Source organism: Bradyrhizobium mercantei, from assembly GCF_001982635.1.
Classification (GTDB): Bacteria; Pseudomonadota; Alphaproteobacteria; order Rhizobiales; family Xanthobacteraceae; genus Bradyrhizobium; species Bradyrhizobium mercantei.
Genome location: NZ_MKFI01000002.1, coordinates 279,833 through 302,555, shown reverse-complemented (window position 1 = coordinate 302,555; position 22,723 = coordinate 279,833). Strand labels below are relative to the sequence as shown.

Genomic DNA, 22,723 nt, shown 5'->3' with positions numbered 1-22,723 from the left:
ATTCCCCGGTGCGCAATTGCGTACCTGGGAATGACGATCGGAGATGATCGTCAGGTGAAGGCGACCTCGATCCGGTTGTCGGCCTTCGCGGTGATCTTGCAGGCGCGCGACAGTGCGTCGGCGGCGATCGCGAGCTTGAAGTGGTTGGGGATGCCCGAGGTCGACATCACCTCGATCGTCGCCGTGTCGCGCGACAAGCCGCGCACCGTGCAGTCGATCGTGGAATGGCCGGCGTTGAAGGTGATCTGGCCGGCCTTGAACACCCGCCGCGCGGTCGGGGCAATCGACGGCGCCCGGTCGACCCAGGCCAGCGCCTGATTGCGGCCGGCCTGCTTGGCGCCGTACATCGCAAGGTCGGCGTTGCGCAGCATGTCGTCGAAACAATTGCCGGGCGAGAGCACCGCGCCGCCGAGGCTGCAGGTGACGCCGATCGTGCCCGCCGGCGTCTCGATCCGCGTCGCAGCGACGGCGGCGCGCACCTTCTCGAGCACACCCATCGCCTGGTCGAGCCTGGTGTGAGGCAGCAGGATGCCGAATTCCTCGCCGCCGAGCCGGCCGATCACGTCGGAGCCGCGCAGCGCACAGCGCGCGGCATCCGCTACCCCCGCCAGCACCATGTCGCCGACCGCATGCCCGTAGGTATCGTTGACCTGCTTGAAGTGATCGACATCGAGCACCGAACAGGAGAGCGGGCTGACATGCCGGGTCGCCAGCGCGGTCAGCCGTTCGCCTTCGCCGCGGAAGGCGCGCCGCGAGGAGCAGCCGGTGAGGGCGTCCTGCATCGACAGGTTCCGCAGCTGCAATTCGTCGACGGCGATCGCGGCGAGATCGACCAGCATGCTGGTCGCCTCGGCGTCGAAATCATCGCGGGGGCGCGTGTCGATGGCGCACAGGCTGCCGATCACGACGCCTGACAGTTTGAGCTGCGCGCCGGCATAGAAGCGGACGAACGGCGCCCCGCGCACGAAGAGGTTGTCCGCGAAGCGCGGGTCGCGCAGCATATCGGGGACGACCAGCGGCTCATCGAGCGTGATGGTCACATTGCACGGCGCCGGCCGCCGGTCGGTTTCGCGCAGGTCGAGCCCGTCGGAGGCCTTGAACCATTGGCGGTGGCCGTCGATGAAGGTCAGCGTCGACATCGGCACGCGGAACATCTTGCGGCATAGCGAGGTCAGGCGGTCAAACGCCAGTTCACGCGGCGTATCGAGGATGTCGAGTTCCGCGAGCGTATCGAGGCGACGGGCCTCGCGATCCTGCGCAGTGTGCATCGGGCTACCTCCGGCGGCGGCACCCTCGCCGAAACGCGTTAATGGTGCGTTGATGCGATCAACGGCGTTTGGTGGCAGCGCTTTCATCGCTCTTAGGAGCGGGTGGGGCAAAAGCACATCATGCGCAAACATGCTGCGACCGTTCTGACCGGGATCTTCTGTAGCCTGGTGACCTACTTCAGCGCCGCACGACTCTACCAATGGGCCGAGACCGGACAGCTGGCGGTGCTGTCGCGGAAGACGCAGGACCAACCTGAGTTTATTTCCTGGGCCGGCGATCGGCCTGGCTTCATGCTGCTGTTTGCGCTCTATCTGTTTTTCCTCAAGAACGGACTGCACGGCATGCTGGTGACGTGCCGCGACGTCTGGCTGCGTGGCCGGGGCTGGGAACCGTGAACGACCTGATCCAATCTCTGCTCCAGCCTCTGGTCGAAATGTTCTTCACGAAGACCGGTCGCGGGCTGTGGGGCCTCGTCGGCCTGCGGCCGTACGACGTCGTGGCGATGATCAGCGGAATGATATTCTGGGGCGCGGTCTTCCTGTTCGTCTACAGTCAGACGCAGAGGCGAGAGGGCTCCATGGCGGCATATCATCCCCTGGTTCTGGTGGCCTTCATCCCCTTCGTGTTCTTTGCGGCGAGGCTCTTCAACAGTCTGCGAACGATGCAGATCCGCATGGGCGTCGGCGTCGTGCTGGTCCGTCACGAGAACCCGGCAATGTTCTGGAGCGTGGTCGCGCTCCAGTCGGTAGCAGTCGGAATGTCACTGGCGCTGATCCTTTGGTCGGCCTTCGTGCTCCCGTATGAGATCATGTCTTGAAGGGGGCCAATGGCGTCCGTCGGGGTGACGCACTCTTGCCAAATTGGTTAGCCCCGATTAACCAGCCTTTCGCATCAACCTTGCCGCTTAAGACTGTCGCAATCGGCAATAATTATTGAGTATCTTGCGACCGGCGATTCCCGTTAAGGGACCGTGTCGCCGCTTTGGCAAATTTTCGGCGATTTTTGGGGACATTGAACCGCATGTGCGGCATCGTCGGCATTCTTGGACGCGCTCCGGTCGCGGAGCAATTGGTGGATTCGCTCAAGCGGCTCGAATATCGCGGCTATGATTCCGCGGGTGTCGCGACGCTGGAGAACGGCGCCCTGGCGCGGCGCCGCGCCGAGGGCAAGCTGAAGAACCTCGAGACCCGGCTCGAGGCCAAGCCGCTCGGTGGCCACACCGGCATCGGCCACACCCGCTGGGCCACCCACGGCCGGCCGACCGAGAACAACGCGCATCCGCACTCAACCGAACGCGTCGCCGTGGTGCATAACGGCATCATCGAGAATTTCCGCGAGCTGCGCGAGGAACTCGAAGCCAAGGGCGTGGTGTTCTCGACCGAGACCGACACTGAGGTCGTGGTGCACCTGGTCGACAACCTGCTCAAGGGCGGCGTCGCGCCGGTCGAGGCGGTGAGGGCGGTGCTGTCGCAGCTGCGCGGTGCGTTCGCGCTCGGCTTCATCTTCGCCGGCGAGGACGATCTGATGATCGGCGCCCGCAACGGCCCGCCGCTCGCGGTCGGCCATGGCGAGGGTGAGATGTATCTCGGCTCTGACGCGATCGCGCTGGGGCCGTTCACCGATACGATCAGCTATCTCGAAGACGGCGACTGGGTGGTGCTGAACCGCAAGGGCGCGACGATCTTCGACAAGGACAATGCCATCGTCCATCGCGAGGCGATCAAGCACACGACGGCGACCGCGCTGGTCGACAAGGCGAACTATCGCCACTTCATGGCGAAGGAGATCCACGAGCAGCCCGAAGTGGTCGGCCACACGCTCGCCCGCTACGTCGACATGGCGACCGAGCGCGTCACCATGCCGGTCAAGCTGCCGTTCGACTTCAAGGATATCCAGCGCGTTTCGATCACGGCCTGCGGCACCGCGAGCTATGCCGGCTTCGTCGCGAAATACTGGCTGGAGCGGCTGGCGCGGCTGCCGGTCGAGCTCGATGTCGCCTCCGAATTCCGCTATCGCGAAGCGCCGCTGCGCAAGGGCGACCTCGCGATCTTCATCTCGCAGTCCGGCGAGACCGCCGACACGCTGGCGGCGCTGCGCTACGCCAAGGCGCAGGGCGCGCACACGCTCTCGGTCGTCAACGTGCCGACCTCGACGATCGCGCGCGAGAGCGAGACCGTGCTGCAGACGCTTGCCGGCCCCGAGATCGGCGTCGCCTCGACCAAGGCGTTCACCTGCCAGCTGATGGTGCTGGCCTCCCTCGCCGTTGCCGCCGGCAAGGCGCGCGGCGAGCTGTCCGATGCCGACGAGGCCAAGCTGGTGCACGGCCTCGTCGAGATTCCGCGGCTGATGTCGGAAGCGCTCACCACCGAATTGCAGATCGAGAAGCTGGCGCGCGAGATCTCGAAGTCGCGCGACGTGCTGTATCTCGGCCGCGGCACCAGCTATCCGCTGGCGCTGGAAGGCGCGCTGAAGCTGAAGGAAATCTCCTACATCCATGCCGAGGGCTACGCCGCCGGCGAACTCAAGCACGGGCCGATCGCGCTGATCGACGAGCACATGCCGGTGGTGGTGATCGCGCCCTACGACAAGGTGTTCGAGAAGACCGTCTCCAACATGCAGGAGGTCGCCGCCCGCGGCGGCAAGATCATCCTGATGACGGACGCCAAGGGCGCCGCGGAGGCGACCATCCAGTCGCTGGTGACGATCGTGATGCCGGACATGGGGGCGACCTTCGCGCCGATGGTCTATGCCGTCCCGGTGCAACTGCTCGCCTATCATACCGCCGTCGTGATGGGCACCGACGTCGATCAGCCCCGGAATCTGGCCAAATCGGTCACGGTCGAATAGTCGCAAGGGGCCCCGTCACGCGGCCCCTTCAAAAATGCGCTGGAATGGCTTAGCTGGGTAGTGGACTACGGCCGCTTCGACGACCCTGGAACCGCAATGACCTCCGACCAAGTGCCTCCTGACCCGTCTGGCGAATTGCATCCGGACCACCCGCGCGGGCTGATGGCGCGTTTCCGCAACTATTTCCTGACCGGCCTCGTGGTGGCCGGGCCGGTTGCGATCACTTTGTATTTGACCTGGTGGTTCGTGAACTGGGTCGACAATCTGGTCCGGCCGTTCGTGCCCACGGCCTACCGGCCGGAAACCTATCTGCCGTTCGGGCTGCCCGGTTCCGGCCTGATCGTCGCCGTCATCGCGCTGACGCTGCTCGGCTTCCTCACCGCCAATCTGATCGGGCGAACCCTGGTCGATCTGGGCGAGCGGCTGCTCGGGCGGATTCCTGCGGTGCGCGCGATCTATCGTGGCCTGAAGCAGGTGTTCGAGACGCTGTTCTCCGGCAACGGCTCGAGCTTCCGCCGCGTCGGCCTGGTCGAGTTTCCGTCGCCCGGCATGTGGTCGATCGTGCTGATCTCGCAGGCGCCGAGCCCCGAGCTTGCCGCCAGCTTCCCCGGAGACGAGGAGCATATCTCGGTGTTCCTGCCGTGCGCGCCGAACCCGACCACCGGCTTCTTCTTCTACGTGCCGAAGAGCAAGATCATCGAGATCGAGATGAGCACCGAGGACGCGGCGACGCTGATCATGTCGGCCGGCGTGGTGCAGCCCGGCGCCGCCGATCAGAAGCGCGCCGCGGCACTCGCCGGCATGGCCAATGCCGCGCGCATCGCCAATCAGGCCTCGTTGCAGCCGGCGGCCCCGGCCAAGGTTGAGGGCTGATGAGTTCCGGCAAGGCGCAGCCAGGCGAGGGCGCGCGCATGCTGTCGCCCGACGACGCCAAACGCGAGCTACGACAAGGCGGCGTGACGCTGATCGATGTCGGCGAGCCTTGGCAGCTGCGCGAGCGCGGCACCATCGCCGGTGCACGCAATATCAGCCACGAGGAGATCGCGGCCGTCGCGGCCTCCGATCCGGCGCTCGGTGATCGCGAGCAGCCGATCATCCTGACCTGCGGTGGCGGCGGCAAGGCCTCGCGCGCCGCGCAGGCGCTGCGCGAGCTCGGCTTTGCCGACGTCTCCGTGATCCAGGGTGGCTGCCGCGGCTGGCAGGCCGCGGGACACGAGCTGGTGCCTTATCCGCCGGATGGCGACGAGACTGCTGGCAGCTAGCCAGCGCCGATCAGCGGCACGGCCTCGTCGCGTTCGTAGAGGTAGAGCAGGACGCGCAGGGCTTCGCCGCGCTCGCCCTTCAGCTTCGGATTGTCCTTCATGATCCGCAGCGCCTCGTCGCGGGCCTGGGTGATGAGCTGGCCGTGCACCTCGGAGCGCGCGATGCGGTAGCCGGGCAGGCCGCTCTGGCGGATGCCGAGCACGTCACCTTCGCCGCGCAGCTTCAGGTCTTCCTCGGCGATCCGGAAGCCGTCCGTGGTCTCGCGGATCACTTTCAACCGCGCCTTCGACATCTCGCCGAGCGGCTCCTTGTAGAGCAACAGGCAGGTCGAGGCTTCCGAGCCGCGGCCGATGCGGCCGCGCAGTTGATGCAGCTGTGCCAGCCCGAACCGTTCGGCGTTCTCGATCACCATGATGGTCGCCGCCGGCACGTCGACGCCGACCTCAACGACGGTCGTTGCGACCAGCAGCCCGATCTCGTGCGCGGCGAATTGCGCCATCGCACGATCCTTCTCGGTGCCCTTCATCTGGCCGTGCACGAGGCCGACACGATCGCCGAACCGCTCTCGCAAGCTCTCGAAACGCTCGGTCGCATTGGTGAGATGCTCGGTACCTTCTGCCTCCGATTCATCGACCAGCGGGCAGATCCAGTAGACCAGCTTGCCGGCGCCGAGCGCGCGGCCGACGCCGTCCATGACGTCCTCGATCCGGCTCATCGGCACCGCGCGGGTGTCGATCGGCTGGCGGCCGGCGGGCTTTTCGCGCAACTCCGAGACGTCCATGTCGCCAAAATAAGTCAGCACCAGCGTGCGCGGAATTGGCGTGGCGCTCAGCACCAGCACGTCGACGGCCTCGCCCTTCGAGGTCAGCGCGAGCCGCTCGCGCACGCCGAAGCGATGCTGCTCGTCGACCACCGCGAGCGCCAGCGCCTTGTAGATCACGTCGTCCTGGATCAGGGCGTGGGTGCCGACCAAGAGATCGATCTCGCCGGCCTCGAGCCGCGCCAACAATTCGCGGCGCTCCTTGCCCTTCTCCCGGCCGGTGAGGATCGCAACCCGCATCCCTGCGCGCTCGGCGAGCGGGGCGATGGTCTTGATGTGCTGCCGCGCCAGGATTTCGGTCGGCGCCATCAGCGCGGCCTGCTTGCCGGCTTCCGCAACGGCTGCGGCCGCGAGCAGCGCCACCACGGTCTTGCCGGACCCGACGTCGCCCTGCACGAGGCGCAGCATCCGCACCGGCTGTTGCAGGTCCGCGATGATGGCCGCAACCGCCTCCTGCTGCGACCTGGTCAGCGCATAGGGCAGGGCGTCGATGATCCTCTTGCGCAGGTGGCCGTCGCCGGCGTTGCGGACGCCGGCCGGGCGGCGCAGCGTGGCGCGGATCAGGGCGAGTGCGAGCTGGCCTGCGAGCAACTCGTCGAATGCGAGCCGCGACCAGAACGGGCCGTCGGGCAGGATGTCGGTCAGCTCGACCGGAACATGCACCCGCGTCAGCGCCTCCCGGATCGGCGGGAAGTTGCAGCGGCGCAGCACCTCGGGGCTGATCCATTCCGGCAACTCCGGCAGCTTGGTCAGCGCCTGCGCAATGGCGCGGCGGAGCGAGCCGATCGCCAGCCCCTCGGTCAGCGGATAGACCGGATCGATTCCGGAGAGTTTTGCAAAACCGGCCTCGTCGACGACGCGATCGGGATGCACGATCTGCGGGATGCCGTCATACATCGCAAGCGTGCCGGAGACGTAGCGCTTCTCACCGACCGGCAGCAGTTTTTCGACATAGCCGGGCTGGGCGCGGAAGAAGGTCAGCACCACGTCGCCGGTGTCGTCGCTGGCATAGACCAGGTAGGGCGCGCGCGAATTGCGCGGTGGCGGCGGACGATGGCGGTCGACGGTGACCTCCAGCGTCACCATGGTTCCGACCGCGGCGTCGCGGATCTTCGGCCGGGCGCGGCGGTCGATTACGCTCGCCGGCAGGTGCAGCAGCAGATCGACCAGCCGCGGCGTCTCGCTGCGGTCGAGCAGATAGCGCAGCAGCTTGTCCTGCTTCGGGCCGACGCCCGAAAGCGTCGTGACCTGGGCAAACAGCGGATTGAGCAGGGCTGGGCGCATCGGTGCCCTTTACACACGACTCACGGCATGCGCGCAAGGAAACCCCAAAAGGCGGCGAATGAGGGCTGACATCGGCCGTTGCCATCGCTATATCAAGCCCCGCCCGGCACGTCCGGGCTTTTGGCGTTCGATGGATTTTGGGACATGACGGGATCGACACGATCGAGCAGCGGGCTCGATGACCGCCGCAAGCGGCTTTTGTTTCGCTGCTGGCACCGCGGCACCCGGGAGATGGACCTGATCCTCGGCCGCTTTGCCGACGCGGCCATTGCCGACCTGTCCGATCAGGAGCTCGGCGAGCTCGAGCACCTGATCGAGGTGCCGGACCCCGATCTCTACGCTGCGCTGACCGGCGACAGGGTGCTGCCTTCAGAATATGCGACCGCGCTGTTTGCCCGCATCAAGGCGTTCCGCGTCGCGGATCCCAACGCATGAAACAGCCGATGAAATCGCCGGCCGCGATGCTCGCGCCCGGCCGGGTGCTGACCATCGCCAACGTCGCCGAGGGCGCCGAGGGGCTCGTGATCTCCGACCTGGCGCGCGCCATCGCCGCGCAGCCGAAGCGGTCGGCGGTCAGCCTCGCCGTGGTGTGCCGCGACGGCGCGCGGATGCAGCAGCTCGCCCGCGCGCTGGAGTTCTTCGCGCCCGATATCGCGGTCATGCAGGTTCCGGCCTGGGACTGCCAGCCCTATGACCGCGTCTCGCCGCATTCCGGCATCCTGGCGCAGCGGCTGACTGCGCTGGCCAAGCTGTCGCGGCTGGTCGGCTCCGACAAGCCGCTGATCGTGCTGACGACGGTGAATGCCGCCGTGCAGCGGGTGCCGGCGCGCGATCAGGTCGCGGCGCAGGCGCTGTCGGTTGCGCCCGGCAATGTCGTGCCGATGGACTCGGTCGTGGCCTGGCTCGAGCACAATGGCTATACGCGCTCGTCCACAGTGCGCGAGCCCGGCGAATATGCGGTACGCGGCGGCATCCTCGATTTGTTTCCGGCCGGCCTCGACCAGCCGGTGCGCTTCGACTTCTTCGGCGACAGTCTGGAGTCGATCCGTACCTTCGATGCCGAGACCCAGCGCACGCTCTTGGACATGCGCGGGCTCGACCTCGTCCCGGTCTCGGAGTTCCAACTTACGACCGAAACCATCCGGCGTTTCCGCATGGGTTACGTCGCGGCGTTCGGCGCGCCGGGGCGCGACGACCAGCTCTATGAGGCCGTCTCGGAAGGCCGCCGCCATCCCGGCATGGAGCACTGGCTGCCGCTGTTCCAGGAGCGGATGGATACGCTGTTCGATTATCTCGACGGCGCTGTGGTCGCGATCGAGCCGCAGGGCGAGGACGCCGCGCGCGAGCGCTTCTCGCAGATCTCGGACTATTACGACGCACGGCGCGAGGCGCTGGAGCATCCCGGCAGCGGCGCGATCTACAAGCCGCTGCCGCCGGACAAGCTCTATTTGACCGAGACCGAATGGACCAAGCTGCTCGGCGGCGCGCCGCTGGCGCGGTTGACGCCGTTCGCCGTGCCGGAAGGCTCGACCGAGGTGTTCGACGCCGGCGCGCGGCAGGGCCGCAATTTCGCGCCTGAACGTGCCGACAGCAATGTCAACGTGTTCGAGGCCGTGGTCGACCACATCGGCGCGTTGCAGTCGCAGCGCAAGAAGGTCATCGTCGCGCTGTGGAGCGAGGGCTCGCGCGACCGCATGGGCGCGATGCTGCGCGACCACAAGCTCCTGAATACGACCAGCGTCAACACCTGGCGGATCGTGCAGGCGACGCCGCGCAACGAGACCATGCTTGCGGTGCTGGGCATGGAGTCGGGCTTCGAGACCGACGAATTCGCCGTCATCAGCGAGCAGGACATCCTCGGCGACCGCCTGGTGCGGCCGCGCAAGGCGAGCCGCAAGCTCGACAATTTCATCTCCGAGGTGACGAGCCTCTCGACCGGCGATCTCGTCGTGCATGTCGAGCACGGCATCGGCCGCTTCGTCGGCCTGCAGACGCTGGAAGTCTCCGGCGCGCCGCATGACTGCCTCGAGCTGCATTATGCGGCCGAGACAAAACTGTTCCTGCCGGTCGAGAACATCGAGCTGCTGTCGCGCTACGGCTCCGACAGCGCCAACGTCGAACTCGACCGTCTGGGCGGCGGCGGCTGGCAGGCGCGCAAGGCCAAACTGAAGAACCGCATCCGCGAGATCGCGGGCGAGCTGATCAAGATCGCGGCCGAACGGCAGCTGCATGAGGCGCCGAAATTCCCGCTGCAGCCGCACGTCTATGACGAGTTCTGCGCGCGCTTCCCCTATGAGGAGACCGAGGATCAGCTTGGCGCCATCACCTCGACCCTGAAGGACCTCGAAATCGGCCGTCCGATGGACCGGCTGATCTGCGGCGACGTCGGCTTCGGCAAGACCGAGGTGGCGCTGCGCGCCGCGTTCGCCGTGGCGCTCGAGGGCCGGCAGGTCGCGGTCGTCGTCCCGACCACGCTATTGGCGCGGCAGCACTCGCGCACCTTCACCGAGCGCTTCAAGGGCTTCCCGGTCAATGTCGCGCAGGCCTCGCGGCTGGTGTCGACCAAGGAATTGAACCTGACCAGGAAGGGGCTCGCCGAGGGCAGCGTCGACATCGTGGTCGGCACCCACGCGCTGCTCGGCAAGGCGATCAAGTTCAAGGACCTCGGCCTACTGATTGTCGACGAGGAGCAGCATTTCGGCGTCAGTCACAAGGAGCGGCTGAAGCAGCTGCGCGCCCAGGTCCACGTGCTGACGCTGTCGGCTACCCCGATCCCGCGCACGCTGCAACTGGCGCTGACCGGCGTTCGCGAGCTCTCGATCATCGCTTCGCCCCCGGTCGACCGGCTCGCGGTGCGCACCTTCGTCGCGCCGCATGATCCCCTGATGATTCGCGAGGCGCTGCTGCGCGAGCGCTACCGCGGCGGCCAGGCGTTCTACGTCGTACCGCGGATCGAGGACCTCGCCGGCGTCAAGGATTTCCTCGACAAGAACGTGCCGGAGATGAAGGTCGCGGTCGCCCACGGCCAGATGCCGCCGACCGTGATCGAGGACATCATGTCCGCGTTCTACGACGGCAAATACGACATCCTGCTCTCGACCACGATCGTCGAGTCCGGTCTCGACATCCCGAACGCCAACACGCTGATCGTGCATCGCGCCGACATGTTCGGCCTCGCCCAGCTCTATCAGCTGCGTGGCCGCGTCGGCCGCTCCAAGCTGCGGGCGTACGCGCTGTTCACACTGCCGGCGCAGCAGAAGATCACCGCGCAGGCGGAGCGGCGGCTCAAGGTGCTGCAATCGCTGGAGACGCTGGGCGCGGGCTTCCAGCTCGCCTCGCACGACCTCGACATCCGCGGCGCCGGCAATCTGCTCGGCGAGGAGCAGTCCGGGCACATCAAGGAAGTCGGCTTCGAGTTGTACCAGTCGATGCTGGAGGAGGCGATCGTCAACCTCAAGGCCGGCGTCGCCGAGCCCGCCGCCGACCGCTGGTCGCCGCAGATCACGATCGGCATGCCGGTCCTGATCCCCGAGGACTACGTCAACGATCTCAGCGTGCGGCTGTCGCTCTACCGCAGGCTCGCCGATCTCGACACCGACGAGGACATCGATGCCTTCGCCGCCGAGATGCGCGACCGCTTCGGCGTGCTGCCCGACGAGGTCCGCTATCTGTTCAAGGTCGCGGCGATCAAGGCCTATTGCCGAAGGGCCAATGTCGGCAAGGTCGATGCCGGCCCGAAGGGCGCCGTGATTGCATTCCGCGACAACAGCTTCGCGCATCCGGAGCGGCTGGTGACGTTCATCCGCCAGCACGGCCAGGCCGCCAAGGTGCGGCCGGACATGAAGGTGGTGTTCTTCCAGGACTGGGACACGCCGGAAGAACGGCTCGCCGGCACCACGGAGATTTTGCGCCAGCTCGCCAACCTCGCGGAGAGCAAGAAGGCGGCGTGAGATTTCGCTCGCGGCGCCATTGCGGTCGGCTTGCGCTCTGTCGCGGCCATGCGGAGATCACACTTCGCTCACTGATCTTGTCGTGCGTGAACTGCAATGCTGTGTGCGGTTCCGTGCACAAGGCAGTGGTCATCTTCAAGCGCCTTTGGTTTCAACACAACGTCGTGTTGGATCAGGGTTTTGACTGGCTTGGGTGTTGCCGGTATGATTTGCATCTCAAAGTCGTTCGCAGTCGGTATTGAAAGCCGTAAGCAAGCACGATGCATCACCTCCATTGCCGGCTGCTTTTCATCGGGCTTTGCCTTGCGCTGACCATTCTGCCGATCGAAGCCTTCGCCGGCACGCGTCTGGCGCTGGTGCTTGGCAACAGCAAGTATCAGGCCGTTCCCGTCCTCGATAATCCCGCCAATGATGCAGCCGATCTGGCCACGGCGTTGCGCGGCATGGGCTTCAATGTGATCGAAGCCCGCGACGGGACTCGCGACGCCATGGCCAACGCGGTGCGCGACTTTTCCACGCGACTGAGCGGTGCGGACGTTGCGTTGTTCTTCTACGCAGGTCACGGCCTGCAGATGAACGGTGAAAATTATCTGGTCCCGGTCGACGCGAAAATCGAAACGCCGGCGGATGTGCGCTTCAACACCGTGAACCTGACCGACATCCAGCAGGAGATGGAGGGGACGGGACGCGCCAACATCATCATCCTTGATGCCTGCCGCAACAATCCGTTTCTCGAGAAGCTCGCGCGCGGCAGCCGCGCTGCGCCCAGTCGCGGGCTCGGCCGTGTCGACGCCAGCGGGCAGGGGTCGCTGATCGTCTATTCGACGCAGCCGAACAACGTTGCTCTCGACGGCGCCGGGCGGAATTCGCCGTTCACCGCCGCGCTGTTGAAGCATATCGCGACACCCGGCATCGAAGTGCGCCAGATGTTGTCCAGGGTTCGCGGCGACGTGCTCGCGGCAACCGATCAGAAGCAGACGCCCTGGGACAGTTCCTCGCTGGTCGGCGACGTCTATCTGGCGACTCCGCCGTCCCCGGTCGTCAGCGGCTCGCCGCCCTCAACGCCGGTACAATCGGCTGCGGCGTCCCAAGCGGCGGCGGGCGGCTCGGAGCAGGTGGCCGCGGCTGCGCCGCAGGCGACGCCACCAACCGACGCGCAGCGCCTCACATCACCAACGCCGCAAAGTGGCGCCGGCGCCTCCGACAGCGAATGCGAGCGCGCGGCTGCGCCTGCGCCGCCGTTCGCCAGCCCTGAACAGTTGAAGATCGAGAACACGCATGATTTTGCCGCCGCGGTCCCGATCTGCGAGGCGGCAGTGCGTGCCAATCCCGATCAGCCACGCCTGGAATTTCTGCTCGGCCTCGCCTACGGCGGAACGAAGAATTACATGGCGGCGCAACGCTATTTGACCAAGGCCGCGGATGCCGGTTACGCGCCGGCGCAAGGCAAGCTCGGGGTCTATTTTGCGACGGGGCGCGGGGTCGTCAAAGACATGCCGCGGGCGTTCGAGCTCTTCAGCAAGGCGGCCGCAGCGGGAGAGCCGGGCGCGATCAGCAATCTCGGCGCGATGTATTCCAATGGCAATTTCGTCAGGAAGGACGAGGCGCGCGCACTCGAACTCTATCAGAAGGCAATCGAGGCAGGTAATCCCTTCGCTCTCGCCCAGACCGGCTTGATGTATTTCTACGGCAAGGGAACGCCGCGCGACTACGGCATGGCCGCACAATATTTTCAGCAGGCGGCCGATCTCAACGACGGATATTCTCTCAAATACCTTGCCGTCATGCAGGAGCGGGGATTGCTCGGGCCAGCCGATGCGGCCAAAGCGGCCGAGCTGCGGCGCCGCGCGGTCCAGGTCGACCCGGGAAGCCAGGACCCCAACGTGCCGAAGAACCTTAATGCAGGTGGGCCGCGCCGCACGACCGGCGTCCATCACGTCCGCAGAATCTACTACTATCGCTTCGTCGGCTGTAGATGGGCCTGGTGCTGAGAAGTGGGGAAAGGCCGCGTGAGGCCATCGGCCTCTCCGCGTCATTGCGAGGAGCGAAGCGACGAAGCAATCCATCCTTCCGGGAGCGCGCGCTTGACTCACGAATCGCGCAACAAATCCGGTGTCGTCCCTGCGAACGCAGGGACCCATAACCACGAATGCTGCTTGTCGCGCGAGACCGGAACGACGAGTCCAGTTCACAACATCCGCCGCGGCGTATGAGTCCCTGCGTTCGCAGGGACGACGATTATGATGACGCACGGCGTGTGCATCAAACGACCGAAGAGAGCTTATTACGACGCCGCGCGCTCCGGCGAGCCGAACAGCCGCCCGAGCAGCGAGATCGCTGAGTCACCCGGCATCAGCGTCGCGACGCTGACGGCGGGCTCGGCTCTGACATCGCGGCGGCCGTTCTGGGTGTGGCGCATCACGCTCGCCAGGCGCCGCGTGATCGCCTGCGCGTTGCGCAGATCGGTGCCGGCGAATGCCACGACGAGCGAGCGGTCGTCATGCACCGCGCCGAAATCGGCCTGGCGCATCAGCCGGCTGATGATGCGCGCGCCGTCGAATTGCGCGCGCGGCTGGGTGTTGTCGAAGGTGAAGCGCGCCACCGAAAGCGCGCCGCCGCGCTCGGCGGTCTGGTAGACGGCGGTCGCGAAGTCGCGCTCGAACGCGGCCTTGGTCAGCAGGCCGGTGCGGGCATCGATCAGGCCCTTGGCGTCGATCGCCTTGAGCATGCGGCCGAGCCGCGCCTCGAAGGCGTGCTGGCGGATCATCGGCAGCGCCAYGTCGGCGACGCGGGTCGGACCAGCGGTGACGATCTCGAGATTGGGCAGCTCGTAACGCGGCGTCAGCTCGCCGGAGGCCACGATCACCGGCAATGGGCGGAAGCGGACGTCCTCGGTCAGCACCGTCAGGAACGCGTCCATCACGCGCGGCGTGAAGCCTTCGGCCAGCACGATGCCGTCGATGTCGCGGCTTGAGAGATGCTTGGCCGCAGCCTCGATGCTGAGCGCGCCGACCACGCCGGCGCGTTCGCCGAGCGCGACCGACAGCGTCGGGTAGGCGCCGCCGCGGCCGATCAACAGCGCAGTGGCCTCGCCGATGGGATCGATGTCGGACATCGCGATCGGCGCCGGCGGCACCAGGCGGCGCATCACCGTCGCATGCAGCGCGCGAACCCGTAAGCACGCGTTGAGCCGGGCGACCAGCCGATCCGGCAGGCCCTTCTTCTGGAAGAACGCGATCACGGTGTCGGGCAGGGTGGTCGCGGGATCGACAGCGATCAGCGGCAGATAGGGGGCGCGAGCGGCGGCGCGCTTGGCCAGGCCCGCCAGCGTGACGAAGTCGACGCCCTCGGCGGCTGCGATGATCGCTGCCGGTTTGACCTGCTCGATGGCGCGTCCGACCTCGTTCCAGTCAGTGACCACGACCGGGAACAGCTTGGTCTCATCGAGGACCGCGGCGAACGGCGGCTTGGCCGACGCCGATACGATGAGAACCGGACCTTGTTGAGACATTCGAACGCTCGAAACCAATGCTTAAGATCAGCAAACGGCTGCGATGCTAGATGCCATGGCTTAATGCGCCGTCAACACAATGCTAAGACTAACGCAATGATAAGATTTTAACTCATTCCGGCGCCGCCGCGGTCGCGAAATGCCTCGACCATCAACGGGTTAAGCCCAAGTTCTGTGAGTGCGTCGCGGGCCCGTGCGTTGTCCTGCGCCCGTCCGGCCAGCCGGTGGCCGCTGAGCCGGTCCGGCAATGCCGTCAGCAGCGCGCCCTGGCCGAGGCGGCGCGACCATTCCTGCAGCTCCTGGGCCAGGAAACGGTAGCCGCCGACGGTCATCACCCCCGACGGCGGAGCGGTGATGTTGAGGGCGCCGGTCGTGCGATCGAGCCGCGCGGCATATTCTGTGTCGACGTAATCGCGCGGCGGCGGCGCGATCAGGGTGTCGCCCGGAGGCGGCGGCGGCGCATAGGCGGCGACCGGCACCATGGGGCCGCGCAGGCCGAGCGTGCCCTTCGGCGTCAGCAGGATCTCGCCGGCGATCGATGCGCCGGGCGCCTCACGCGGTGCGCTATGCGGACCGGGCTTGATCGCGGCCGGCGATCCGTCCTCGGCGCTGCGGCGGGCGCCGAACAGCCCGGCCTCGCCGAACAGATAGACGTCAGTCATGGTCACCCGCCGCGAAGTCCAGTGCGCACTGGAGGCAACCTGCTCCGGCGTCCGCCAGAGGCCGATCACGTTGCGCAGAGTGGGTAGCCGCTCCGACAGGCCTTGCTCGTCGAGCCGCAGCGCAAGCTGCGCCGGCGCGATCAGCGTGTCGCAGGCGTGATCGTTGAACTGGGCTTCGAACGTCTCCTCGTCGAACGGGTGATGCATGACGAGCGTTCCGCCGGACAGCAACCAGGTCACCAGCGACGAGCAGATGCCGGCAAACGACATCGGCGCGAACGCCGACATGATGGTCGCGCCTTGCGCGAGATCGCTCTCCAGCGACATCGCGAGCCCGCCGGCGATCAGCCCGAAATGCGCGCGCGGCACCGGACGGAAGCCGTCGCTGGTGACGTCGAACGAGATCAGCGCCGGCTTGCGGCCGTCCTCGATCATGCGGCGCGTGGTCCGGGAGTCCTGGAGGATCGCCTGGTCGAGCGAGGCCATGCCTTCAGGCAGGTCGGTCCCGAAGCCGCAGACATGGCGGATCGAGAACGCCTCGGCTGCGGCATTCATCGCGATGTCGGCATAGGAGACGCCGTCGATCCTGCCGCAGGTCACGATCGCCCGCGCCGCGGTGCGGTTGAGCACGGACGTCAGCTCGGCCTGCCGCCACAAGAGCGGCAACGGCACCACCACCAGCCCGACCCGATAGGCGGCGAGCACCGTCAGGGCGAATTCGATCGTGCTCGGAAGCTGAACCGCGATCACCGTGTTGGCCGGCAACCCGCTCTCGACGAAATGCGCCGCGATCGCCGAGATCGCGCGGTCGGCCTGGGCATAGGTCAGGCGCTTGCGGGTCTGTCCGGTGATGCGCTGCTTGTTGAGCGGGTCGACCAGCGCCAGCGCCTCGGGTTGCCGCGCCAGCGTGCGCTTGAACAGGGTATCGAGCGTTGGCGAGGTGATCGACTGGTTCACAGGTTCAACGTTGGTTGCATCGCTTCGATCGGACCAGGTCATGCCGCATCACCTGGCGGATTACTTGGCGGAATACTTGGCAGATTACTTGGTCGATTACTTGGATTGCACGCTGGGCTTCTGCCACCAGGTCTCCGGCAGGTAGCCCGTCAACGCCGTGGCCGAAGGCCGTTCTATCCGATTCCAGCGTGCGATCCATTGCTCTCCCGCGTTAAATAGGGGGATTGCGTAGAAGCCCGACATCAGGGCGCGGTCGAGCGCCCGCACCGCCGAAACGAAGTCCGGCCGCTCATGCGCTGCCAGCATCGCCGCGATCATGGCGTCGATGGCGGGATCCCTGGCGCCCATGTAATTCCTTGTGCCCGGCACATCGGCAGCCTGGCTGCCCCAGTAAAACCACTGCTCGTTGCCCGGCGACAGCGACTGGTCCCAGCGAATGGGGATCATGTCATAGTCATAGGCGACCCTGCGCTGCTCGAACTGCACCGCGTCGACAATCCGGACCGCGGCGTCGATGCCGGCGCGCTTCAGGTCGCGCTGATAGGCGAGCGCGATCCGCTCATGCTCGCGGCTCGTCACCAGGATCTCGATGTGCAGCGGCGTGCCCGTTGCGCGTTGCTTCAGCACCGTGCCGTCGAGCGCGTAGCCGGCATCCGACAGCAGCTTGAGCGCATCGCGAAGCACGGTGCGGTCGCGCCCCGAGCCGTCGGTGACCGGGAGGCGGTAGCGGCCCTCGAGGATGTCGGGTGTAATATGTGACAAATAGGGATTGAGGAGTTCGCGCTCGCGGTCATCCGCGGGGCGGCCATAGGCGGACAATTCCGATCCCGCGAAATAGCCGCCGGCGCGCGAATAAAGTTCAAAATAGTAATTGCGGTTGATCCATTCGAAATCGAACAGCATCAGCAACGCCTGGCGCACCCTGACGTCGGCAAATTTCGGCCGCCTAGTGTTGAACACCAGGAATTCGGACGGTTGTGGCGTACCGATCTTGATGGTTTCGCGAACCACGTCGCCGGTCTTCGCCGCGGGGAAGTCGTAGCCGTCGTGCCAGCGCAGCGGTTCGTGCTCGGTCCTGAAGTCATAGAGGCCGCGCTTGAAGGCTTCGAACTGGCCGTTGGCGTCGCGGTAATAGTCGAGCCTGATCTCGTCGAAATTCCACAAGCCCCGGTTCACGGCCAGGTCGCGGCCCCAGTAATCGGGATTGCGGGTGAAGGTCACGCTGGTGCCCGGCTTGACCGCGGTCACGCGGTACGGGCCGGAGCCGATCGGCGGCGCCAACGTCGTCTCCTCGAACCTGGCGACGTCGGTGGCATGGCGCGGCAGGATCGGCATCAGGCCGAGGATCAGCGGCAGTTCGCGATCCGCGACGCCGCCGAAATCGAACCGCACCGTGAGCGGGTCGATGACCTCGGCCTTTGCGACTTTCGAATAATACTGGTGATGCGCCGGACGGCCGTGATCGCGCAGCAATTCGAGCGAGAACACCACATCGTCGGCCGTGACCTGATGCCCGTCGGAGAAGCGCGCGCGCGGATCGATATGGAATGTCACATAGCTTCGGGCGTCGTCGGTCTCGACGCTGCGGGCGAGCAGGCCGTACAGCGTGAAGGGCTCATCATTGTTCCGCGCCATCAGGCTTTCGTAGACATAGCCGCGCTCGTAGGCGTAGCCCCTGAGCTGCTGCACCGCGAGCCCCCTGACGATCAGGGGATTGAGGCTGTCGAAGGTGCCGTCCCGCGGGCTCAGCACCAGTCGACCGCCCTTGGGCGCGTCGGGATTGGCATAGGGCAGGTGGGTAAAGTCGGCCGGCAGCGCCGGGGCGCCGTGCATCGCGATCGCGTGGCTCTCGGCGGCCGCGGCGGGGACAAGCCCGCCCGTCAGCGATGCCAGCACGAAAGCCAGCACGAATACGGAGGCGAGCCGAATGGTGGCCGACACGGCGCGCCAAACGTGCCCGGGAACACGTGTGTGAGGCGCCGGATTTGATTCGCGAAACGTCACATCGGAAGGTTTATCACAGGCGGCTGAAACTCGGCGTGAGATGCGTGCAAATGCGCTTGTCGGCATTGATCTTTCCGCGCGCCGCTGTATTGAAGGCGTGCAATTGGGGGGCGGGAACGCCTGTCACGTATCCGCCTCAATTGACGAGGAGACAGCCGCGGGAGCAGCTGTGTTTCGCGGCTATGTGTCGGCGCCTGCAGCGGTTTCGGGCGCTGCCGTTCAGAAAGGGTTTTCCGCAATGAATTTCCGTATCTTGGCCGCCCCGGTCCGGCCGCATGGGCGAATTGTTGCCCTGATGGCGGCGACGGCATTCTCTGCAGCGCTCCTGGTTCCTGCCGCTCAGGCCCAGCAGCCGGCAGCGCCGGCGCCCGCGGCACCGAAGGCAGCGCCCAAGGCGGCACCCAAGGCAGCTCCGAAGGCGCCGGCTCCGGCAGCCCAGGCACCCGCAGCCCAGGCACCGGCCGCAGGTGCGCCGCCCGCTGCGGCCGCCGGCCAGCAGCCGCCCCAGGATCAGCAGATCCAGCTGATCTACGCGCCCTGGACCAAGTTCTGTCTGAAGGGCCAGGAAGCCAACGCCAAGCAGGTCTGCTTCACCGGCAAGGACGGCCGCATCGAGTCGGGCCAGCCGGTGATCGCCGCCGTGATCATCGAGCCGGAAGGCGAGCCGAAGAAGATCCTGCGCGTCACGCTGCCGCTCGGCATGCAGCTCGTCCACGGCACCCGCATCATCGTCGACGGCAACCCGCCGCAGCAGGCACCCTATGTGATCTGCTTCCAGAACGGTTGCATGTCCGACTATGAAGCAACCCCCGAGCTGATCGCCAACATGAAGAAGGGCCAGAACCTCGTTGTTCAGGCGATCAATTCCAACGGCGCACCGCTGACGCTGCCGCTGCCGCTCAACACCGAATTCGCCAAGGCCTATGACGGCCCGCCGACCGATCCGAAGGTGTTCGAGGAAAACTCGAAGAAGCTGCAGGAAGAGTTGCAGAAGCGCGCCGAAGAGCAGCGCAAGAAGCTGGAAGGCGCCGGCGGTGGCGCTGCGCCGGCGGCTCCGGCCAACCCGGCGGCGAAGTAAGAACGTTCGATCAGGCGCTCAAGACAGCGCGAGATCATCGCAAGCAAAAGGCGCCCGGAAGGGCGCCTTTTTTGTCATGCGAAACCGACTGGCTGATGGCAGCCTGCCGCGCTGGTGATCGCGCGCATCGTGTGCGATGTTTGCTGAAGGGTGCTCCGGTTGCGTCGCGCCGTCAGCGCGGATCGTGAGTGCCTTGTCCGGATCAGTGCCTTGTCCGGACAAGTCCGGCGTCGAAGCACAATCATAAAACCGTTACGGGAGGCCAGACGAAAGCGCGGAACAGCGCCTTCGATGCGCACGTGCGCGCGTGGTTCTCCGCGACCCCTGGCCGCCGTTCGCAGTCATGGAAGTCGCGCAATGTCCCAGCAAGTCAACACCAAGCGGCGGGAACCGTTGTCCCGGCCCGGGAGCGAGGATTTGCAGCGGCCGAGCGGCGGTGCTTCGGCAGATGCCGGCATCCGCGTCAGCCAGGACAACGTCCGAGGTCGCGTTCATCCGGGCATCGTCCATCTCGCGCTGGCGATGGGCGGGTTTGCGATCGGCATCGCCGAGTTCGCGACCATGAGCCTGCTGCCGTTCTTCGCCCGTGACCTCAACGTCAGCGAGCCCCAGGCCGGCCACGCCATCAGCGCCTACGCGCTCGGCGTCGTGGTGGGCGCGCCCGTGATCGCCGTGCTGTCGGCGCGGATGACGCGGCGGACGCTGTTGATCGCGCTGATGGGCTTCTTCGCGCTGATGAACGGCCTCTCGGGGCTCGCGCCCGACTATCACACCATGCTGGTGCTGCGTTTCCTCGCAGGCCTGCCGCACGGCGCCTATTTCGGCATCGCCATGCTGGTCGCGGCCTCGCTGGTGCCGATCGACAAGCGCACGGCGGCGGTCGGCCGCGTGCTGCTCGGCCTCACCATCGCGACCACGATCGGCGTGCCGCTTGCCAACGGCGTGGGGCAGGCGATCGGCTGGCGCTGGGCGTTCGCGATCGTTGCGGGTCTCGCGCTGCTCACCGCCATCCTTGTGCTGATCTTCGCCCCGCGCGACGTCGCAAATTCCAATGCGAGCCCGCTGCGCGAATTGTCGGCGCTTGGGCGCAAGCATGTCTGGCTGACGCTCGCGATCGGCGCGATCGGGTTCGGCGGGCTGTTCTCGGTCTACACCTATCTCGCCTCGACCATGCTGGCGGTCACGCACACATCGCCCGCGCTGGTGCCGGTCACGCTGTGCGTGTTCGGAGCCGGCCTCACCGCCGGCAACATCATCGTGCCGCGCTTTGCCGATCGCGCGCTGATGGCGACCGCAGGCGGCCTGCTGCTGTGGTCGGCGGCGACGCTGGCGCTGTACCCGCTGGCGGCGATGAATGTCTGGACGCTGAGCGCCGACGTGTTCCTGATCGGGCTTGGCGGGGCGCTAGCCACCGTGCTGCAGACCCGGCTGATGGATGTCGCGGGCGAGGCGCAGAGCCTCGCTGCGGCGCTCAATCATTCCGCCTTCAATGTCGCCAACGCGCTGGGGCCGTGGCTCGGCGGCATGGCCGTTGCCGCCGGCTATGGCTGGACGTCGACCGGCCTCGTCGGCGCGGGTCTGGCGCTGGCGGGCTTCGTGGTCTGGGCGATTGCGGTAGTGCTGGCGAGGCGCGAGGGCGTGTGAGCGCCCGCGCCAAATGTCAGTTCAGCGACGGATTGCGCGGACGGTAGCCGCCCGATTTGTCCTTGATGAAGATCTCCGCCACCTGCGAATGCCGGATCGGCTCGCCGGAATCGTCGGGCAACAGGTTCTGCTCCGAGACATAGGCGACGTACTCGGTCTCCGAGTTTTCCGCGAGCAGGTGATAGAACGGCTGGTCCTTGTGCGGCCGCATGTCCTCGGGGATCGACAGCCACCATTCCTCGGTGTTGTTGAACTCCGGGTCGATATCAAAAATCACGCCCCGGAAGGAGAACACCCGGTGACGGACGATCTGCCCGATCTGAAACTTGGCGGTGCGCGCTTTGATCATGGTTCGTCGATAGACCAACATTGTGGCCGATGCTAGGGGCTAAGCTCCGAATTAACCCAGGGTTTACCGATTCCAGCCCTGCAAAAACGACCCGAAAGCCGGCCGAGAAACTACTTTCAGAATGATCGATATCCTCAATCTGGCGTTGCCGTATTTCGGCTTGATCTTCATCGGTTATGCGTGCGGAAAAGCCAGGGGTTTGCCCGAGAGCGGGCTCGCCTGGATGAATTTCTTCCTGCTTTACGTTTCGTTGCCGGCGCTGCTGTTCGGGATCATGTCCAAGACGCCGTTCGCCGAGCTGAACAACCCGCCATTCCTGATCGCCACCTCGCTCGGAACCGTGCTCGCGTTCTTCCTGGCGATGGTCGTGGGCAAGCTGATGGGCGGGCTTTCGCTGCGCGAGGCGACGCTGGCCGGCCTATCCGGCGCCTACGGCAATATCGGCTATATGGGCCCGGGCCTCGCGCTCGCCGTGCTCGGCACCAACGCAGCGGCGCCGACCGCGCTGATCTTCTGCTGCGACAGCATCTTCCTGTTCTCGATCGTGCCGCTGCTGATCGAGCTCACCGACCGCGACCATCCCTCTCTGCTGCACGCCTTCGGCGTGGTGCTGCGGCAGATCGCGCAGAACCCGCTGATCATGTCGGCCGTGTTCGGCGCGCTGGTCGCCGCGTTTCACATCCCGATTCCGACAGCGCTCGACCGGACGATCCAGTTCCTGCAAAACGCTGCGGCGCCGACGGCGCTGTTCGTGCTCGGCATCACGGTGGCGCTGCGGCCGTTCGAACGGGTGCCGTGGGAGGTGCCGGGCGTGGTTGCGATCAAGCTTTTGATCCACCCGTTGCTGGCGTTCGGGTTGATGCTGCTGTTCGGTCCGTTCGCACAGCCCTGGGCTGCGACCGCGGTGCTGATGGCCTCGTTGCCGCCGGCGCTCAACGTGTTCGTGATCGCGCGGCAGAACGACACCTGGATCGAGCCGGCGTCGGTCGCGGTCTTGATCGGCACCTTCGCCTCGGTGGTCACGCTGACCAGCGTGATGTGGTTCATCCAGAGCGGACGGCTGGTGTTTCCCTAGGACGCCAGAG

17 protein-coding genes are annotated in these 22,723 nt (G+C 66.2%); 11 read left to right on the top strand and 6 right to left on the bottom strand.

Annotated features, from left to right (window positions below; translation table 11 throughout):
• Nucleotides 1–50 precede the first annotated feature (50 nt).
• Entirely contained in the window at nt 51–1,268 is a 1,218-nt protein-coding gene (locus tag BI327_RS09000) for a GGDEF domain-containing protein (RefSeq protein WP_076859744.1), read from the bottom strand.
• Nucleotides 1,269–1,388: 120 nt separating this feature from the next.
• Here BI327_RS09000 and BI327_RS08995 point away from each other — a divergent pair, with 120 nt between their 5' ends.
• The 5 genes from BI327_RS08995 (at nt 1,389) to BI327_RS08975 (ending at nt 5,378) form a co-directional block, all read left to right on the top strand.
• On the top strand, nt 1,389–1,664 hold the full coding sequence (locus tag BI327_RS08995; protein WP_076859743.1) for a hypothetical protein: 276 nt from the start codon (nt 1,389–1,391) through the stop codon (nt 1,662–1,664).
• Nucleotides 1,661–2,086, top strand: a complete 426-nt coding sequence (locus tag BI327_RS08990) for a hypothetical protein (protein ID WP_076859740.1) — start codon at nt 1,661–1,663, stop codon at nt 2,084–2,086. The genes BI327_RS08995 and BI327_RS08990 overlap by 4 nt, the downstream gene beginning before the upstream one ends.
• A 203-nt stretch (nt 2,087–2,289) precedes the next feature.
• Nucleotides 2,290–4,116 carry a glutamine--fructose-6-phosphate transaminase (isomerizing) gene (gene glmS, locus BI327_RS08985; protein ID WP_076859738.1) on the top strand — a complete coding sequence of 609 codons (1,827 nt, stop codon included), beginning with the start codon at nt 2,290–2,292 and terminating at the stop codon, nt 4,114–4,116.
• A 96-nt stretch (nt 4,117–4,212) separates the two neighbouring features.
• On the top strand, nt 4,213–4,989 hold the full coding sequence (locus tag BI327_RS08980; protein WP_076860698.1) for a DUF502 domain-containing protein: 777 nt from the start codon (nt 4,213–4,215) through the stop codon (nt 4,987–4,989).
• Nucleotides 4,989–5,378 carry a rhodanese-like domain-containing protein gene (locus tag BI327_RS08975; RefSeq protein ID WP_076859736.1) on the top strand — a complete coding sequence of 130 codons (390 nt, stop codon included), beginning with the start codon at nt 4,989–4,991 and terminating at the stop codon, nt 5,376–5,378. Before BI327_RS08980 ends, BI327_RS08975 begins: the two co-directional genes overlap by 1 nt.
• Here BI327_RS08975 and recG read toward each other — a convergent pair.
• Nucleotides 5,375–7,483, bottom strand: coding sequence for an ATP-dependent DNA helicase RecG (recG, locus tag BI327_RS08970; RefSeq protein WP_076859734.1), 2,109 nt, complete (start codon nt 7,481–7,483; stop codon nt 5,375–5,377). The genes BI327_RS08975 and recG overlap by 4 nt on opposite strands.
• A gap of 144 nt (nt 7,484–7,627) precedes the next feature.
• Here recG and BI327_RS08965 point away from each other — a divergent pair, with 144 nt between their 5' ends.
• The 3 genes from BI327_RS08965 to BI327_RS08955 all read left to right on the top strand — a co-directional run bounded on the left by BI327_RS08965 (nt 7,628) and on the right by BI327_RS08955 (nt 13,424).
• Nucleotides 7,628–7,918 carry an FAD assembly factor SdhE gene (locus tag BI327_RS08965; protein ID WP_076860697.1) on the top strand — a complete coding sequence of 97 codons (291 nt, stop codon included), beginning with the start codon at nt 7,628–7,630 and terminating at the stop codon, nt 7,916–7,918.
• Nucleotides 7,915–11,433, top strand: coding sequence for a transcription-repair coupling factor (mfd, locus tag BI327_RS08960; RefSeq protein WP_076859731.1), 3,519 nt, complete (start codon nt 7,915–7,917; stop codon nt 11,431–11,433). Before BI327_RS08965 ends, mfd begins: the two co-directional genes overlap by 4 nt.
• 260 nt (nt 11,434–11,693) lie before the next feature.
• The gene (locus BI327_RS08955; RefSeq protein ID WP_076859728.1) at nt 11,694–13,424 is read left to right on the top strand and encodes a caspase family protein; all 1,731 of its coding nucleotides are present in this window, start codon (nt 11,694–11,696) and stop codon (nt 13,422–13,424) included.
• A gap of 293 nt (nt 13,425–13,717) precedes the next feature.
• Here the strand turns inward: BI327_RS08955 and BI327_RS08950 are convergent, their stop codons facing one another.
• From BI327_RS08950 to BI327_RS08940, 3 genes are all read right to left on the bottom strand, one after another.
• Nucleotides 13,718–14,944, bottom strand: a complete 1,227-nt coding sequence (locus BI327_RS08950) for a hypothetical protein (protein WP_076859725.1) — start codon at nt 14,942–14,944, stop codon at nt 13,718–13,720.
• Nucleotides 14,945–15,051: 107 nt separating this feature from the next.
• Nucleotides 15,052–16,605, bottom strand: coding sequence for an AMP-binding protein (locus BI327_RS08945; RefSeq protein ID WP_089025426.1), 1,554 nt, complete (start codon nt 16,603–16,605; stop codon nt 15,052–15,054).
• Nucleotides 16,606–16,659: 54 nt separating this feature from the next.
• Nucleotides 16,660–18,396 carry an extracellular solute-binding protein gene (locus BI327_RS08940; protein ID WP_089025455.1) on the bottom strand — a complete coding sequence of 579 codons (1,737 nt, stop codon included), beginning with the start codon at nt 18,394–18,396 and terminating at the stop codon, nt 16,660–16,662.
• Nucleotides 18,397–18,805: 409 nt separating this feature from the next.
• On the opposite strand from BI327_RS08940, the gene BI327_RS08935 reads away from it, so the two are divergent.
• Complete coding sequence (locus BI327_RS08935; protein WP_076859721.1) at nt 18,806–19,645, top strand: invasion associated locus B family protein; 840 nt, start codon at nt 18,806–18,808, stop codon at nt 19,643–19,645.
• A gap of 357 nt (nt 19,646–20,002) precedes the next feature.
• A complete protein-coding gene (locus BI327_RS08930; RefSeq protein WP_210191181.1) occupies nt 20,003–21,289 on the top strand; it encodes an MFS transporter in 1,287 nt (428 codons plus the stop codon).
• A gap of 16 nt (nt 21,290–21,305) precedes the next feature.
• Here the strand turns inward: BI327_RS08930 and hspQ are convergent, their stop codons facing one another.
• Nucleotides 21,306–21,638, bottom strand: coding sequence for a heat shock protein HspQ (hspQ, locus tag BI327_RS08925; RefSeq protein WP_050406639.1), 333 nt, complete (start codon nt 21,636–21,638; stop codon nt 21,306–21,308).
• Nucleotides 21,639–21,759: 121 nt separating this feature from the next.
• Between hspQ and BI327_RS08920 the strand changes: the two genes are divergently transcribed.
• Entirely contained in the window at nt 21,760–22,713 is a 954-nt protein-coding gene (locus BI327_RS08920; protein ID WP_076859718.1) for an AEC family transporter, read from the top strand.
• Nucleotides 22,714–22,723: the final 10 nt, after the last annotated feature.

Bases quoted from the DNA above. Each gene is read 5' to 3' on its own strand.
- BI327_RS09000 (WP_076859744.1), bottom strand. From the start codon at position 1,268: ATGCACACTGCGCAGGATCGCGAGGCCCGTCGCCTCGATACGCTCGCG.
- BI327_RS08995 (WP_076859743.1), top strand. From the start codon at position 1,389: ATGCGCAAACATGCTGCGACCGTTCTGACCGGGATCTTCTGTAGCCTG.
- glmS (WP_076859738.1), top strand. From the start codon at position 2,290: ATGTGCGGCATCGTCGGCATTCTTGGACGCGCTCCGGTCGCGGAGCAA.
- BI327_RS08980 (WP_076860698.1), top strand. From the start codon at position 4,213: ATGACCTCCGACCAAGTGCCTCCTGACCCGTCTGGCGAATTGCATCCG.
- BI327_RS08975 (WP_076859736.1), top strand. From the start codon at position 4,989: ATGAGTTCCGGCAAGGCGCAGCCAGGCGAGGGCGCGCGCATGCTGTCG.
- recG (WP_076859734.1), bottom strand. From the start codon at position 7,483: ATGCGCCCAGCCCTGCTCAATCCGCTGTTTGCCCAGGTCACGACGCTT.
- BI327_RS08965 (WP_076860697.1), top strand. From the start codon at position 7,628: ATGACGGGATCGACACGATCGAGCAGCGGGCTCGATGACCGCCGCAAG.
- mfd (WP_076859731.1), top strand. From the start codon at position 7,915: ATGAAACAGCCGATGAAATCGCCGGCCGCGATGCTCGCGCCCGGCCGG.
- BI327_RS08955 (WP_076859728.1), top strand. From the start codon at position 11,694: ATGCATCACCTCCATTGCCGGCTGCTTTTCATCGGGCTTTGCCTTGCG.
- BI327_RS08945 (WP_089025426.1), bottom strand. From the start codon at position 16,605: ATGACCTGGTCCGATCGAAGCGATGCAACCAACGTTGAACCTGTGAAC.
- BI327_RS08940 (WP_089025455.1), bottom strand. From the start codon at position 18,396: ATGCACGGCGCCCCGGCGCTGCCGGCCGACTTTACCCACCTGCCCTAT.
- BI327_RS08935 (WP_076859721.1), top strand. From the start codon at position 18,806: ATGAATTTCCGTATCTTGGCCGCCCCGGTCCGGCCGCATGGGCGAATT.
- BI327_RS08930 (WP_210191181.1), top strand. From the start codon at position 20,003: ATGTCCCAGCAAGTCAACACCAAGCGGCGGGAACCGTTGTCCCGGCCC.
- hspQ (WP_050406639.1), bottom strand. From the start codon at position 21,638: ATGATCAAAGCGCGCACCGCCAAGTTTCAGATCGGGCAGATCGTCCGT.
- BI327_RS08920 (WP_076859718.1), top strand. From the start codon at position 21,760: ATGATCGATATCCTCAATCTGGCGTTGCCGTATTTCGGCTTGATCTTC.